Origin of the sequence: Ornithinimicrobium faecis, from assembly GCF_023923225.1 — a bacterium.
Taxonomy (GTDB): Bacteria; Actinomycetota; Actinomycetes; order Actinomycetales; family Dermatophilaceae; genus Ornithinicoccus; species Ornithinicoccus faecis.
In genome coordinates, this window is sequence record NZ_CP099489.1 from 3,964,275 (window position 1) to 3,979,102 (window position 14,828).

Sequence of the window (14,828 nt, forward strand, 5' to 3'; positions counted from 1 at the left end):
TCACTGGTCGACCACCCGGTTCAGCAGCTCGCTCGCACGGGACAGCAGCTCACGCTCCTCGTCGGTCAGACCGTCGAGGCGCTCGGTCATCCAGGCATCGCGGCGGGCGCGGTGCTCGTCGAGCTGCTCCTGCCCTGCCGGAGTCAGCGAGAGCCGGACCACGCGGCCGTCCTCATCGTCCGAGGCCCGCTCCACCAGACCGAGCTCGACCAGTTTGCCGACGGTGCGACTCATGCTCGGGGCGCTCACCCGCTCGATCGCCGCCAACTCCCCTGACGTCTGCGAGGACGCGGCCAGGCGGATGATCACGCTCATCTGGTGCGGCGCGACCCCGCCAGTCGTCGTCTCGAACCGGACGCGTCGGGAGACGCGCATGCAGGCGATGCGCAGGTCGTGCGCGAGGCGGACGATGCTCTCCGGTGAGTTGGGGTCTGGCTGGGCGGGCACGGCGGTCCTCGAGTCGTGGCAGGGTGAGATCGGTCTTTACCTTAACTCATTACCTCTGCTAACGATTCCTCGCCGCTCGCCGTCGTGCAGAGCGGGCAGCGGTGACCGCTTCTGCACGACGCAGGGAGTGTCGGCGAACGTGGCGGCGGTCAGACGCCGAGCAGGTCGCGGATGGGCTCGAGGGTGAAGTAGATCAGGAAGAGCACCGCGATCACCCACATCAGCGGGTGGACCGACTTGGACTTGCCGCGGACGACCTTGAGCAGGACGAAGCCGAGGAAGCCGGCGCCGATGCCTGCGGTGATCGAGTAGGTGAACGGCATCAGCACGATCGTCAGGAACGCCGGGAAGGCGATCTCCAGGTCGTCCCAGTCGATCTCCTTGACCTGGCGCATCATCAGATAGCCAACAACCACCAGGGCGGGGGTCGCCGCCTCGTAGGGCACCATCGACACCAGCGGCGAGAAGAACGTCGCCACCAGGAACAGGGCACCGGTCACGACGGAGGCCAGACCCGTGCGGGCGCCCTCTCCGACACCGGCGGCCGACTCGATGAACGAGGTGTTGCTGCTGACGCCGGCCGCGCCACCTGCTGCCGCAGCAATCGAGTCGACGATCAGGATGCGACGCGTGTTGGGCGGGTTGCCGTCCTCGTCGAGCAGGTCACCCTCGGCGCCGACCGCCACCATCGTGCCCATCGTGTCGAAGAAGTCGGCGAGCATCAGGCTGAAGACGAGCAGGATCACGGCGACGATGCCGATGCGCTCGATCGAGCCGAGCAGGTTGAACTCACCGAGCAGGCTGAAGTTCGGCAGGTGGGCCAACTGGTCGGGCAGTGCCGGGACGTTCAGGCTCCAGCCGGTGGGGTTGGTGACCTCGCCCTCGGCATTGGTCTGGCCACCGATCCCGATGGTCGCCTCCAGGATCACGGCGAGCACGGTGGCCCCGATGATGCCGTAGAGGATCGCGCCCTGGATCTTCTTGGCGTGCAGCACCACGATGGTGACCAGCCCGAGCACGAAGACGAGGGTGGGCCAGCCCATCAGCGAGCCGCCCACGCCGAGCTCGACGGGGGGTGCACCAGCGGGCTTGCGGACGATCCCGGCGTCGACCAGGCCGACGATGGTGATGAACAGACCGATGCCGACGCTGATGGCCATCTTGAGCTGGGCGGGGACGGCATAGAAGACGGCCTCACGGAAGCCGGTCAGGACCAGCAGCAGGATGACCAGGCCCTCGAGCACCACCAGACCCATCGCGTCAGCCCAGGTCATCCCCGGGAGGCCGGCGATGCCGAAGGTCACGACGGCGTTCAGGCCCAGGCCCGCGGCCAGGCCCAGCGGATAGTTGGCCACGACCCCCATCAGGATCGTCATCAACCCTGCAACCAGGGCCGTGGTCGCGGCGATGATCGCCAGGTCCCCACCGGCCAGATAGGCACCGGTGCTGTCCGGCACACTCGTCAGGATCAGCGGGTTGAGGACCACGATGTAGGCCATCGTGAAGAAGGTCGCGACACCACCGCGGACCTCGGAGCCAACGCTCGAGCCTCGCTCGCTGATCTTGAAATAGCGGTGGAGGGCGGACTCGTTCGGCGCCTTTTCGGCGGTGACAGACATGCCGCATAGATTAGGGCCATGTCAGACATTCCCGATAGGGAGGCCGTCGCCCAGAGCGGTGGCCTGCCTCAGATTGACCCTCCGGTGGCCAATCTGCCAACCCTCAGGATCCTGCACTGGGGCATGGCCCTGTGGGTGGTCGTGCTGCTGGTGGTGCTTGCGGTCCCCGCGCTGCGCGAGGGCGATCGGCACTGGTGGGTGTGGGTGCCCGTGGCTGGTCTGAGCCTCGGGGCCCTCGGTCACATCTATCTGGCCCGGGGCCGCGGCAACGCAGCCGACGCCTGAGCCTCAGGTGGCAGCCGACGCCTGAGCGTCAGCTCTCGACGATCTCCAGCACGTTGTCGTCGAGCACCGGAGGCTCGATGTGCTCGGGCTCGGAGCGCTCCATGTCGACCTCACTGTGCGCGCCACAGCCGTGGTTGAGGCTGACGACACTGCCGTCGCTGGGCGACCACTCGTTGGCGCAGACACCAAAGACGGAGCGCAGGGCCCCGGCCATCGGCACGAAGAAGCCGCAGGAGCTGCAGGGCGCCGGAGCCTTGTGGGCGATGTCGGTCTCGGGGCCGTGCTCGCCGTCATACCAGCGCTGCGCAGCAGCGTCACGACCCTCCGCCGAGAGCACGCGGGGGCGTCCCAGGCCCAGCTCGAAGAATCCGACCTGGTCGACGTCCTCCTCGCCGGTGGCCTCGAAGCCGCCCTCCAGCAGGGGGTCGTCGTCGATCTTGGGGGTCACGTCGCCGGGGCCGACGTCTCCGGGAGCCAGCCGCTCGGCATACGGCACCCACTGCGGGGAGAGGAGCGCGTCATCGCCGGCGACCAGGTGGGTCTCGCTGATCAGGGCCGCGCGGCCCCGCGGGGGCCGGGTCACGGTGATCGCCCAGCGCCAGCCGGGATAGGCGACCGCGGTGCAGTCGAAGTAGTGGGTGCCGACGCGGTCCTCGTCCATGACGAAGCCGACGTGCTCACCCACGGTGCCGGTCTCGGCGATGGCGACGGCCGCTTCCCGGGCCGCCTCCTGCGCTGCGGCCAGGACGGCATCCCGCTTGGGGACCGCCATCAGGCGCCCGCCTCGAACTGGTCGGCAACCGCGCGCAGGCTCTTGGCCAGCGCACCGGAGAGCCGCTTGTCGGGATAGTGGCCACGGCGCAGGCTGTTGGACGAGTCGTCGAGCAGCTTGATCAGGTCCTCGATGACCACGGCCATCTCCTCGGCCGGCTTGCGGTCGCGGACCGCGATCGAGCGGGAGACCGACGGGGCGGGCTCGAGCAGCCGGACGTGCAGTGCCTGGTCGCCGCGGCGCCCCTGGGCAATGTCGAACTCCACCCGTGCGCCCCGAGCCAGCGTCTTGACGCCGGTGGGGAGGACCGAGGCATGGACATAGACGTCCTGACCCTCGTCGCTGGAGAGGAAGCCGAAGCCCTTCTCCTCGTCATAGAACCTGACCTTGCCCGTGGGCACCATGCACCTCTTAGATCGTGTCGCGTGGGGGAAGCAGGTCCCAGGTTATCGTCTCGCGGCCCGATCTCCGCCTCGATGGCGCAGGTGATCAGCTCGCGGCCTGCTTGACCAACTCCACGATCCGCTTCTCGTCGGCCTCGGTCAGCTTGACGATGGCGAAGACCGTCGGCCACATGTTGCCGTCGTCGAGGTTCGCCAGCTCGTTGAAGCCCAGCTCGGCATAGCGCACATCAAACTTCGAGGCGGCCTTGAAGAAGCAGATCACCTTGCCGTCGGCATTGGCATAGGCCGGCATGCCATACCAGGTCCTCGGCGCCAGGTGCGGGGCTGCCTCCTTGATCAGGGCGTGGACCCGCTCGGCCAGGGGCCGCTCGTCCTCTGACAGCGCCGCAATCGCGTCGAGCACTGCCTGCTCGGCCTCGGCGCCCTTCTTGGCGGCCTTCAGCTCGCGCGTGCGCTCCTTGAGCGCTGCCTTCTCCTGGGCGGACAGCTTCGTGCTGTCCTCATCCTTGGTGGCCATGACATGTCCTCTCGTGGGGTGTTGTCCACGCTAGAACGTCAGGGAGCCTGAGCGCTTCTCCATTCGTGATCAGACGAGCGCCGCCTCGAGCAGCTCCTCGTCGGCCCGCTCACTGGCCCGCACCAGCGCGGCATAGGCACCGCCAGCTGCCATCAACTGGTCGTGGGAGCCGCGCTCCTGGATCTCGCCGCGGTCGAGCACCACGATCTGGTCGGCGTGGCGGACGGTGGAGAGGCGGTGGGCAATCGTGATCACCGTGCGCCCCTCCCCCAGCTCGTCGAGCGCGCGCTGCACGGCCAGCTCCGTGCGCGTGTCGAGGGCACTGGTGGCCTCGTCGAGGATCAGCACCCTCGGGTTGCGCAGCAGCGTGCGGGCCAGGGCCAGTCGCTGCTGCTCGCCGCCTGAGAAGCGGTGTCCGCGGGCACCGACGACGGTGTCATAACCCTGCGGCAGGGCCATGATCACGTCGTGCACCTGGGCCGCGCGGGCCGCCGTCTCGATCTGCTCGTCGGTGGCCTCGGGGCGGGCAAACCGCAGGTTCTCGCGCACGGAGTCGTGCAGCAGATAGGTCTCCTGAGACACCACGCCCACGACGTCGGCCCGCTGCTGGGAGGTCAGCTCGCGCAGGTCGATCCCGTCCAGCCGGACGACGCCCTCGGTCGGGTCATAGAGGCGACTGATCAGCGCGGCCAGGGTGCTCTTGCCGGAGCCGGTGGCACCGACAATCGCCAGGTGCGTGCCGGCCGGGACGGTCAGGTCGACGTCCCGCAGGGCGTCGCGACCCCCGTCCGTATGCCGAAAGGTCACCTTGTCGAGGGAGACCTCACCCTCGGCATACGTCGGGTCAAAGTCGGCCGGCTCCGCCGGCTCAGGCACCTCCGCCGTGAGGTCAAGGTATTCGAAGATGCGGCTGAACAGGGCCATCGACGCGGTCACCTGGACACCGATGTTCAGCAGGCCCATCACGGGGCGGAAGATGCCGGCCTGCAGCGCGATGAAGGCGACCAGGGTGCCGATCGTGATGCCCTCGGAGGTGACGGGCAGTCCGGCGATCAGATAGATCAGCGCGGGGATGACGGCAAAGATGATGCTCATCGTGGCGGTGCGCCAGCGACCGGCGATCTGGACGGCCACCTCGAGCGCCAGCAGACCGTCGGAGGTGCGAAAGAAGCGGTCGGCCAGCGCGGGGCCGGCGCCGAGGGTCTTGCTCAGGCGAGCGCCACTGACCGACAGGGACTCCTCGACCTGGCCGTGCAGGCCGGCGAGCGCCTTCTGTCGCTTGTCGGTGGCGTCGCGGCGCAGGCGGGCGACCGAGCGGCTGATCAGCACAGCCGGCGGGATCACGATGAGGGACAGCAGAGCCAGCTGCCAGCTCAGCGCGACCATGGCGATCAGCGTGCCGACCACCGTGGCGATGTTGCCGGCCAGGCTGGTCGCGGTCGAGGTGACCACGCCCTGCAGGCCGGAGATGTCGTGGGTCAGGCGGGACTGCACCTCTCCCCCGCGGGTGCGGGTGAAGAAGGACAGGCTCTGGCGCTGCAGGTTGGTGAAGACGTCGGTGCGCAGGCGGTGCATGATCTCCTGGCCGACGGTGGTCGACATCCAGGTCTGCACGACGCCGAGCACGGCGTTGACCGCGGCGACGCCGACCATCGCGCTGACCAGGATCAGCAGGAGCTGCACGTCCTGGTGCGGGATCGCGTCATCCACGAGGGCCTTGGCGAGGAACGGGGTGGCCAGTCCGAGCACGGAGCTGGTCACGATGATCGCCAGCACGGTCAACAGCGTGACGCGGTGCGGGCGGAAGAGGGCGAGGACCCGGGCCGCGCTCACGGGGTGAGCTGCCAGCTGGGTCTTGTCCTTGGGGTCGAGGCGGGCGCCTCCACGTCGAGCGTCGTGGCGTCCCCCGGTGCGGGGTGCGGAGTCAAAAGTGGCTTCCATGAGCACCCCTCCTTTCGTGTGGTGGCCGGTCATCGGTGCCGGCCGGGAGTCTGTTTCGATAGTGAGGTTACCACATTTTGTTATTGCCACACAAATCTGTTAGGGTCTGCACTGCGACGGTCCGCACGCAAGCAACAGAGCGTTCGATCTGGACCCGCAGAAGGGATGCACGCATGCATCGCCACAACAACACCCCCGACGACAAGACCCCCGACGACAAAGCCCCCCACGACAAAACCCCCGACGACTTCGACCCCACTGAGGCCTCCGAGATCGAGCTGATCCAGCACCTGGCGCGTCACCTGCGCCGCGGATCGGCCATCGAGACCGCCCCCTGGGGCCTGTCACCACACCAGGCCCGCGCGCTGGGCGCCATCGCTCGCAGCGAGGGCCGCCGCGGTCGGCGTCGCGCCCCTGGCTATGAGGACGGCGTCTCCCGTGGCCTGCGCATGGGAGGCCTGGCCGGTTGGCTCCAGGTCACACCGCGTTCCGCGACTGAGGTCGTCGACGCCCTGGAGACGCAGGGCCTGGTGGCCCGCACCGCCGATCCCGACGACCGCCGGGCCGTGTTCGTCGGCCTGACCGACCAGGGGCGCGAGATCGCTCGCGAGATCCGGACCGCGCGCAAGGCGCAGACCGAGACACTCCTGGAGGAGCTCAGCGAGACGGACCGTGCCCAACTGCGCACCTCGCTGCTGACGCTGCTTGAGGCCGCCGCTCGCTGACCGTTTGATCCACGTGTGATCTCGGTGATCCGCGGGTGATCACCGTCGTGCAGGACCGGTCACCCCTGCCCGGTCCTGCACGACGCCCCCACTCGACGTTCCGACTCCGTCGTGCGCAACCGGTCACCCCTGCCCGGTCCTGCACGACGCACCCTCCCACTCACACGCTGGCGCCCTCCCGAGCCTCGGCGTCCGCGGTCGGCCCACGCTCTCCATCGGCTGCCAGACCACCGAGGGCACCAAACTCATAGGCCAACTCGGCGTGCTCGGACAGGTCGACCCCACGCTCCTCGTCCTCCTCGGACACGCGGAAGCCGATGGTCCGAGCGATCGCCAGGGCGATCAGCAGGGTCAGGACCGCGGTGAAGGCCATCGTGAAGACAGCAGCGACCACCTGCGCCACGAGCTGGTCGAAGCCCCCGCCATAGAACAGGCCGCCGCCCTGCCCGTCGACCGGCAGAGCGAGGAAGCCGATGCCCACGGTGCCGATCAGGCCCGCGACCAGGTGCACGCCGACGACATCGAGCGCGTCGTCATAGCCGAAGCGATACTTCAGTCCCACCGCCAGCGCGGCACCGGCACCGGCAACGACGCCCAGCGCCAACGACCCCAACGGACTCAGGGCAGCGCAGGCGGGGGTGATCGCGACCAGGCCGGCGACGACGCCCGACGCGGCACCGATGGAGGTCGGACGGCCGTCGCGGATCCGTTCCACCAACATCCAGCCGAGCATCGCAGCGGCAGGGGCCGCCAGGGTGTTGACCCAGATCAGGCCGGCCTCCTCGACCGATCCCGCGGCGCCGCCGTTGAAGCCGAACCAGCCGAACCACAGCAGCGCAGCACCGATCATCACCAGCGGCACGTTGTGGGGTCGGTGGAATCCCTTGCTCCAGCCGGCCCGGCGGCCCAGGACATAGACCAGCACGAGGGCCGCGACACCGGCGTTGATGTGGACCACGGTGCCGCCAGCAAAGTCGATCGCCTCACCGAAGGTGCGACCAATGGCACCATCGGCGGAGAGCAGGCCGCCACCCCAGACCATGTAGGCCAGAGGGCAGTAGACCAGGGTCACCCACACGGGGACGAAGACGGTCCAGGCGCTGAACCGGGTGCGGTCGGCGACGGCCCCGGAGATCAGGGCGACCGTGATGATCGCGAAGGTGGCTCCGAAACCGATCCCGATCAGGTCACCGGTCCCGACGTGCCCGCTCAGCCCGAAGTCGGCAGCAGGGTTGCCAACGATCCCGCCCAGGAAGCCGGGAGCCGAGGACATGCCATAGCCCCACAGCACCCACACCACCCCGACCAGCCCGATCGAGACGAAGCTCATCATCACCATGTTCAGAGCCGCCTTGGCCCGCGCCATGCCCCCATAGAAGAACGCCAACCCGGGTGTCATCAGCAGCACCAGCGCCGCGGACGCCATCACCCAGACGTCTGTCGCAGTCAGTTCCATGTCGTGCCTCCAGCTCGGGGCGCGACCCGGAGTCACGCCATTGGAGGCAGTCAAGACCGGCCATGTTTCACGGGGGCAGCGGCAATGTTTCGGCCGTATGTCGATCGTTACCGTCTCGTGAACAGGTCGCCACACCACGCGCTCAGTGGGTTCAGATCTCGCCACACCACGCGCTCAGTGGGGGTGGCGGGTCGGGTCAGAGGAGGGCGTGACAGCGGGCCAGCCGGTCCAGCCACCAGTCGCGTCGCTCACCGGTCAACTCGTGGCCAGCGAGGCCCGGCTGCTCGGTGGCAGCGACCACGGCGCGGGCGTCGGCCACCGAGATCACCCCGTCTCTGGGCACCAGGGGCGACTCCGCGACGTCAGCGGACAGCAGCCCAACCGTGCCCAATCCACAGGCATAGTCCAACTCCGGCAGGGCTGCAGCGAGGGCGACCCCGGCTGCGATCCCCACCGAGGAGTCGATCGCGCTGGAGACCACGGCGGGCAGGCCGCACTCGGCCACGATCGCGAGCGCCGAGCTCACGCCCCCCAGCGGCGCCACCTTGACGACCACCAGGTCGGCCGCACCCTCGCGCGCCACCTTGATCGGGTCATCGGCCTTGCGCACCGACTCATCAGCCGCGATCGGCACGTCGACGCCATCGCGGGCCAGCAACAGACGCAACTGCGCGAGCTCACTCACCTCCGCGCAGGGCTGCTCGGCATACTGGAGGCCGTATGCCGACAGTCGGCCCAGCGCCTCCCTCGCCTGGTCGACGGTCCAGGCGGCGTTGGCATCCACCCGAATGTGCGCCGACGGGCCCAGCAGGGCGCGCACCTCGGCGACCCGGGCGACGTCGTCGTCCACGCTCTGTCCACGCTCAGCGACCTTGACCTTTGCGGTCCGACAGCCGTCAAAACCGGCCAGGACGTCGGCCACCCGCTCCGGGGAGACCGCCGGGACGGTCGCGTTGACCTCCACGTGCTCGCGGACCGGTTCCGGCCAGCCCTCCCAGGCCGACCCCAGTCCGGCGGCGAGCCACTTGGCGGCCTCGGCCTCGGCATACTCCGGGAAGGGGCCGAACTCACCCCACCCAGCCGGGCCACGGAACAGGACGGTCTCGCGCACGTCGATGCCACGGAACCGCACGCGCATCGGCAGGGCAACGGGTGTCGCGGCGGCGAGCAGCTCAGGCAGGTCGGGGGTCACCGCCTCAGCGTAGGGCGCCCAAACCCGGGCCAGTGTCAGTGGTCCGCGCCACAGTGGAGGAACCCAACCAAGAGGTGAGGACATGGCACTGAAGTGGTACACCACAGTGATTGATTGCACGGACCACCACGCCCAGGGGCGGTGGTGGGCCCAGGTGCTGGACTGGACCGTGGCCTATGACACCGACCACGAGGTGGTCCTCGTCCCGAAGCACGCGATCGAGGAGGGCGGACCCATCGCTGACCTCGACACCTGGATGCGGCGCGGGCAGGGTCTCGTCTTCGTCCCCGTGCCGGAGGGCAAGTCGGTCAAGAACCGCCTGCACCTCGACCTGGCACCGCACTCCAGCCAGGACCGCGACGCCGAGATCCAGCGACTCCTGGACCTCGGGGCGACACAGATCGAGGTCGGACAGAATCCCGACGAGGTCACCTGGACCGTGCTCGCCGACCCCGAGGGCAACGAGTTCTGCGTGCTCTCCAGCCGGGACCAGTGACGGGCAGATCGAGCACTGGCCTAATCTGGCGGGCGTGACCGAGCAGAGCAGCCAGGCAGCGAACGCGTTCGACCCGACCCAGTGGGAGGTCGTCGAGGGCTTCGAGTTCACCGACATCACCTATCACCGGGCCCGTGACGTTGGGGCGGTGCGCATCGCCTTCGACCGCCCGGAGGTGCGCAACGCCTTCCGGCCGCACACCGTCGATGAGCTCTATCGCGCGCTGGACCACGCACGGATGACCCCGGACGTCGGTGTCGTGCTGCTCACCGGCAACGGGCCGAGCCCCAAGGACGGCGGGCACGCCTTCTGCTCTGGTGGGGACCAGCGGATCCGCGGTCGCTCGGGTTATCAGTATGCCGAGGGAGAGACCGCGGACACCGTCGACCAGGCGCGGGTCAAGGCAGCCGGTGGTCGCCTGCACATCCTGGAGGTGCAGCGGTTGATCCGCACGATGCCCAAGGTCGTCGTCGCCGTCGTCAACGGGTGGGCCGCGGGTGGTGGCCACTCCCTGCACGTGGTCTGTGACCTGACGATCGCCTCCCGCGAGCACGCGCGCTTCAAGCAGACCGACGCCGACGTGGGCAGCTTTGACGCGGGCTATGGCTCCGCCTACCTCGCCCGGATGGTGGGCCAGAAGAATGCCCGGGAGATCTTCTTCCTCGGCCGCACCTATGACGCCGAGCAGATGCGCGAGATGGGGGCCGTCAACCTCGTCGTGGACCACGCCGAGCTGGAGCGCGAGGCCCTCACGGTGGCGCGGGAGGTCATGGGCAAGTCGCCCACGGCCCAGCGCATGCTGAAGTTTGCCTTCAACCAGATCGACGACGGGCTGATGGGCCAGCAGGTGTTCGCCGGCGAGGCCACGCGGCTGGCCTACATGACCGACGAGGCCGTCGAGGGTCGCGATGCCTTCCTCGAGCGGCGCGACCCCCAGTGGGGTCCGTTTCCCTGGTATTTCTGACTGGAGCTATTCCTGCAGATCAGAGACCTAGCGGACGTGCGTAGAATGAACTCATGTCGCTGAGCGCATCGGAACTCTACGAGGTCGGCTTGAGTCTGCCCCCTTCTGTGCGTAAGGACATCGCCCTCCGCCTGTTGGAATCGATTGAGGTTGCCGATCAGGACTCGGTCGATAAGGACTGGGCGACTGAGATCGGATCACGGGTCGACGACATCCTCAGCGGCAAGGTGGAAACCATCCCGCATGACGAGGTTATGGCTCGCTTGGCAGAGCGCCGCGCTGCTCGCCACGCGGCCCGACAGCAGGCGTCACGCTGAGTATCGAGTGGCATCCGCAAGCTGAGGGCGAGTTCGATGCCGACATCGACTGGTACGAAGCTCGCGAGGTCGGCGTGGGTGACCGGTTCGAAGTCGAGGTCCTCGCCGCTGTGGATGAGTCCGCCGGCTCGCCTGCTGCTTGGGCGATCTGGCCCGGGTGGGATCGTGATCCGGTCGTGAGGTCCAAGGGTGTCCACAACTTCCCCTACCGGGTCGTCTACTTCGTCGAGGAAGGACTCGTGACAATCGTGGCGGTGGCACACACAAAGCGTCGGCCGGGCTATTGGCAGAACCGTGTGTGACCAACCCCACGGAACGTTTCCGCTGGTGACAGTGTCCTACACACGGCTGCGATTACTGAAGCCTCACAGATCGTGGGAGAATCGTGCCTGAGCAACATTTCATCTGAGCAACAACTTCACTCGTTGGGGAGGAACCCGATTATGCGCCGTGCCCTAGTGACTGCCCTGGCTGTCCCGGTCCTGCTGCTGTCCGCGTGCGGCAGCGATGAGCCCGAGGTCGAGGACGCCACGACCGAGCAGACCTCCGAGGCCGAGGAGACCACCGAGGAGGCGCCGGCCACCGAGGAGCCTGCCGAGGAGGAGACCACCGACGCTGCTCCGACCACCGAGGAGCCGACCGAGGCTGTCCCCACCACCGAGGAGCCGACTGAGGAGGCCCCGGTGACCGAGGCCCCGGGTGACGGCGGCGAGACCACTGAGGCACCCGGCGCCGGTGGCGAGGGCGAGGGCGGCGCCGACGGTCAGGCCGCGGCAGACCGCACCAAGGAGTGGCTGGTCGCCTTCGTCAACGCCGAGGAGTCCGTCTGCGACATGATGCTGGACCTGGAGAGCACCGGCCCGATGGTCGACAACCAGGCGCACTACGACATCTGCATCTCCACCTTCCCGACGCAGGCCGAGGGGATGTTCGGTTCCACGCCGGAGATGGCGGGCATCATCGAGTCGATGGAGATCAACGGCGCTGACGTGCAGGGCGACACCGCCGTCATCGACAAGGACAACTTCTCGCCGATGTTCGCCGAGGCCTTCGGCGACGAGATCATCACCCTGAAGAAGATCGACGGCGAGTGGCTCGTCGACATGAACGCGAGCTTCAACGGCTGACGCAGCATCTCAGCAATCAGATGAGCCGGATCCCCACCCAGGGGGGTCCGGCTCACTGCTGTGCCGGGTGCGTAATCTGGCCCGGTGACCGCCCCCCTGCCACCAGAGCCCCCCTCCCCTGACAGCGACGTCGCCGATCTGCTGCGGGCCGCCGAGCACGCGCTGGCCGGCACCGGAGTCACGCTGACCACATCCGGCTCCACGGGCCAACCCAAGTCGGTCGCGATCTCCGCCGACGCCCTGCACGCCTCGGCCACCGCGACCGCCGAGCGCGTCGGCGGACACGGCCACTGGCTGCTGACGCTGCCCACAGATCACGTCGCCGGCTGGCAGGTCGTGGTCCGCTCCGCCCTCGCTGGCACCGTGCCGGCCGTCCTCGACGGCCCCTTCACGGTCGAGGCCTTCGTCACGGCGGCGACGACGATCACCGCCGGCCCGCGACTGGTCTCCCTCGTGCCCACCCAACTGCTCCGCCTCCTCGAGCACCCGAGCGGCCGGGCTGCCGCCGCAGACTTCGACGCCGTCCTGGTCGGCGGGGCGGCGCTGCCCGCCACCGTCCTGGCGCGCGCCGAGGCGGCCGGGATCACGGTCCTCCGCACCTACGGCATGACCGAGACCTCCGGTGGGTGTGTGTATGACGCCACTCCCCTACGCGGGGTGCAGGTCGCCCTGGACGAGGGTCGGGTGTTGCTGGGCGGGCCGGTCCTGGCGACTGAATACCTCGGCGATCCCGCCCTGACGGCCGAGCGCTTCAGCACCGACAGCACGGGTCAGCGCTGGTTCCGCACCGACGACGTGGGTGAGCTCGACGGGGACGGTCGCCTGCGCCTGCTCGGCCGTGCCGACGACGTCATCAACACCGGCGGGTTCAAGGTCGCCCCCCGTCCCGTCGAGGAGGCCCTGACGCAGCTGCCCCAGGTGCGCGAGGCACTGGTGCTCGGCGTCCCCGACGCGGAGTGGGGCCAGCGGGTGACAGCGGTGCTCGTCGCCCACCCGGATGCCACCACGCCCAACACCTCCAGCTCCAACACCGCCACGCCTGACACTGCCGCCGTCCGCGACCTGCTGCGCGACCAGCTGCCAGCCCACGCGCTGCCCCGTCAGGTGGTCTGGCTGGAGGCCCTCCCGCTGCTGCCCTCGGGCAAGCCCGACCGGGTGGCGCTGAGGACGTTCTGTGCAAGTGAGGATGGCACAATGGACTCTCACCCCGGTTCGCGGGCGTGACCTGAATTTCGGAGGGAGACCCGTGCCCAGGGTGCTGCTAGCCATCGCCGTGCTGGCCTTCACCGTCTACTGCGTCGTCGACGTCGTGCAGACGGAGGAGGACAAGGTCCGGGGGCTACCCAAACTCATCTGGCTCGCGGTCACCCTGTTCGTGCCCCTCGCCGGGGGGATCGCCTGGCTGATCGCTGGCCGGCCACGCGGCATACTCCAGCCCCGCCCCGGTCCCCGTGGACCTCGTCCGCCCAGGGGACCGGACGACGACCCCGATTTCCTGCGGGGCATCTGAGCCGGTGGCCAGTTATGCACAGTGGGTCGCCGGTGCGCGGCCCCGCACCCTCCCGGCTGCCATCGCGCCCGTCGCCGTCGGCACCGGCTCGGCCCACGCGCTCGGCCACGCCGACCTCGGCCTGGCGCTGCTCGCCCTGCTCGTCTCGGTGAGCCTGCAGATCGGCGTCAACTACGCCAACGACTATTCCGACGGCATCCGCGGCACCGACGAGGAGCGGGTCGGTCCCATCCGACTGGTCGGCCAGCGCCTGGCCGACCCGGCCAACGTCAAACTCATGGCCTTCCTCTGGTTCGGTGCCGCGGCAGTCTGCGGCCTGGCGCTGGTGGCGCTGTCGGGCACCTGGGTGCTGCTGCTCATCGGCGCGGCGGCAATCGTCGCGGCCTGGCGCTACACCGGCGGCGCCAACCCCTATGGCTATCGCGGGCTCGGCGAGGTGATGGTCTTCATCTTCTTCGGTCTCGTCGCGGTCCTCGGCACGACCTGGACCCAGGTCAAGGCCCTCGACCTGGCCTCGTGGGCGGGTGCGGCCGGCGTCGGGGCGATCGCCTGCGCGATCCTGGTGGCCAACAATCTGCGCGACATCCCCAGCGACACCGAGACCGGCAAGCGCACCCTCGCCGTCCGGCTCGGTGATGCCCGCACACGCGTCCTGTATGCCGTGCTGCTCGCCCTCCCCCTGCTCACCTCAGTGGTGGCGGCCCTGGTGCACCCCTGGGCGCTGCTCGCCCTGGCGGCCGCACCGCTGGCCTATCTGACGGTCCGCCCGGTGCTGCAGGGCGCCCGCGGCCGGGACCTGGTGCCGGCGATCGGCCGCACCGGGCTCTACCAGTTGGGCTATGCCACGCTGCTCACGGTCGGGTTGGCGCTCTCGGGCTGAGTCCCCTGGCCCTCGGCACCACCACGGGCCAGCGTCGCCACGTCACCACCACGGGCCAGCGCCACCCCGCCACCCCCACCGGGCGTGCATTCAGACAGGCAACGTCGGCCTTCTCGGACAAGCCCAGCCGTCTGACCTGCGGCGTTGCAGAAGGGCCCGCGACGTAGCCTGTTTGA

18 protein-coding genes are annotated in these 14,828 nt (G+C 69.0%); 10 read left to right on the forward strand and 8 right to left on the reverse strand.

Annotated features, from left to right (window positions below):
- Both NF556_RS18370 and NF556_RS18375 read right to left on the reverse strand, forming a co-directional pair.
- On the reverse strand, positions 1-447 hold the full coding sequence (locus tag NF556_RS18370) for a MarR family winged helix-turn-helix transcriptional regulator (protein ID WP_252592643.1): 447 nt from the start codon (positions 445-447) through the stop codon (positions 1-3).
- A 149-nt stretch (positions 448-596) separates the two neighbouring features.
- A complete protein-coding gene (locus NF556_RS18375; protein WP_252592644.1) occupies positions 597-2,066 on the reverse strand; it encodes an NCS2 family permease in 1,470 nt (489 codons plus the stop codon).
- An 18-nt stretch (positions 2,067-2,084) separates the two neighbouring features.
- Between NF556_RS18375 and NF556_RS18380 the strand changes: the two genes are divergently transcribed.
- Positions 2,085-2,351 (forward strand): DUF2530 domain-containing protein, encoded by a 267-nt coding sequence (locus NF556_RS18380; RefSeq protein WP_252592645.1) that lies wholly within the window; start codon positions 2,085-2,087, stop codon positions 2,349-2,351.
- Positions 2,352-2,379: 28 nt separating this feature from the next.
- Here NF556_RS18380 and NF556_RS18385 read toward each other — a convergent pair whose 3' ends face one another.
- The 4 genes from NF556_RS18385 to NF556_RS18400 all read right to left on the reverse strand — a co-directional run bounded on the left by NF556_RS18385 (position 2,380) and on the right by NF556_RS18400 (position 5,985).
- A complete protein-coding gene (locus tag NF556_RS18385) occupies positions 2,380-3,123 on the reverse strand; it encodes a DUF3027 domain-containing protein (protein WP_252592646.1) in 744 nt (247 codons plus the stop codon).
- Complete coding sequence (locus NF556_RS18390) at positions 3,123-3,524, reverse strand: cold-shock protein (protein ID WP_252592647.1); 402 nt, start codon at positions 3,522-3,524, stop codon at positions 3,123-3,125. The genes NF556_RS18385 and NF556_RS18390 overlap by 1 nt, the downstream gene beginning before the upstream one ends.
- 88 nt (positions 3,525-3,612) lie before the next feature.
- On the reverse strand, positions 3,613-4,044 hold the full coding sequence (locus tag NF556_RS18395; protein ID WP_252592648.1) for an iron chaperone: 432 nt from the start codon (positions 4,042-4,044) through the stop codon (positions 3,613-3,615).
- A 69-nt stretch (positions 4,045-4,113) separates the two neighbouring features.
- On the reverse strand, positions 4,114-5,985 hold the full coding sequence (locus tag NF556_RS18400; RefSeq protein ID WP_252592649.1) for an ABC transporter ATP-binding protein: 1,872 nt from the start codon (positions 5,983-5,985) through the stop codon (positions 4,114-4,116).
- A gap of 173 nt (positions 5,986-6,158) precedes the next feature.
- Here NF556_RS18400 and NF556_RS18405 point away from each other — a divergent pair, with 173 nt between their 5' ends.
- Positions 6,159-6,710 carry a MarR family winged helix-turn-helix transcriptional regulator gene (locus tag NF556_RS18405; RefSeq protein ID WP_252592650.1) on the forward strand — a complete coding sequence of 184 codons (552 nt, stop codon included), beginning with the start codon at positions 6,159-6,161 and terminating at the stop codon, positions 6,708-6,710.
- A 160-nt stretch (positions 6,711-6,870) separates the two neighbouring features.
- On the opposite strand, the gene NF556_RS18410 is transcribed toward NF556_RS18405, so the two are convergent.
- Positions 6,871-8,166, reverse strand: coding sequence for an ammonium transporter (locus NF556_RS18410; protein WP_252592651.1), 1,296 nt, complete (start codon positions 8,164-8,166; stop codon positions 6,871-6,873).
- Between the two features lie 196 nt (positions 8,167-8,362).
- Complete coding sequence (locus NF556_RS18415) at positions 8,363-9,304, reverse strand: o-succinylbenzoate synthase (protein WP_252595859.1); 942 nt, start codon at positions 9,302-9,304, stop codon at positions 8,363-8,365.
- Between the two features lie 136 nt (positions 9,305-9,440).
- On the opposite strand from NF556_RS18415, the gene NF556_RS18420 reads away from it, so the two are divergent.
- The 8 genes from NF556_RS18420 to NF556_RS18450 all read left to right on the forward strand — a co-directional run bounded on the left by NF556_RS18420 (position 9,441) and on the right by NF556_RS18450 (position 14,652).
- Positions 9,441-9,854, forward strand: a complete 414-nt coding sequence (locus NF556_RS18420; RefSeq protein WP_252592652.1) for a VOC family protein — start codon at positions 9,441-9,443, stop codon at positions 9,852-9,854.
- A gap of 34 nt (positions 9,855-9,888) precedes the next feature.
- Positions 9,889-10,818, forward strand: a complete 930-nt coding sequence (locus tag NF556_RS18425) for a 1,4-dihydroxy-2-naphthoyl-CoA synthase (RefSeq protein ID WP_252592653.1) — start codon at positions 9,889-9,891, stop codon at positions 10,816-10,818.
- 53 nt (positions 10,819-10,871) lie between these two features.
- Positions 10,872-11,135 (forward strand): addiction module protein, encoded by a 264-nt coding sequence (locus tag NF556_RS18430; RefSeq protein ID WP_252592654.1) that lies wholly within the window; start codon positions 10,872-10,874, stop codon positions 11,133-11,135.
- A gap of 2 nt (positions 11,136-11,137) precedes the next feature.
- Positions 11,138-11,437, forward strand: a complete 300-nt coding sequence (locus NF556_RS21550; RefSeq protein WP_256838606.1) for a type II toxin-antitoxin system RelE/ParE family toxin — start codon at positions 11,138-11,140, stop codon at positions 11,435-11,437.
- Between the two features lie 141 nt (positions 11,438-11,578).
- Positions 11,579-12,262 (forward strand): hypothetical protein, encoded by a 684-nt coding sequence (locus tag NF556_RS18435; RefSeq protein ID WP_252592655.1) that lies wholly within the window; start codon positions 11,579-11,581, stop codon positions 12,260-12,262.
- Between the two features lie 84 nt (positions 12,263-12,346).
- Positions 12,347-13,486 (forward strand): AMP-binding protein, encoded by a 1,140-nt coding sequence (locus NF556_RS18440; RefSeq protein ID WP_252592656.1) that lies wholly within the window; start codon positions 12,347-12,349, stop codon positions 13,484-13,486.
- Between the two features lie 22 nt (positions 13,487-13,508).
- Positions 13,509-13,772: a PLDc N-terminal domain-containing protein gene (locus NF556_RS18445; RefSeq protein WP_252592657.1), complete on the forward strand. Its 264-nt coding sequence runs from the start codon at positions 13,509-13,511 to the stop codon at positions 13,770-13,772.
- 4 nt (positions 13,773-13,776) lie between these two features.
- Positions 13,777-14,652, forward strand: a complete 876-nt coding sequence (locus NF556_RS18450) for a 1,4-dihydroxy-2-naphthoate polyprenyltransferase (RefSeq protein WP_252592658.1) — start codon at positions 13,777-13,779, stop codon at positions 14,650-14,652.
- The last annotated feature ends 176 nt before the right edge of the window (positions 14,653-14,828 follow it).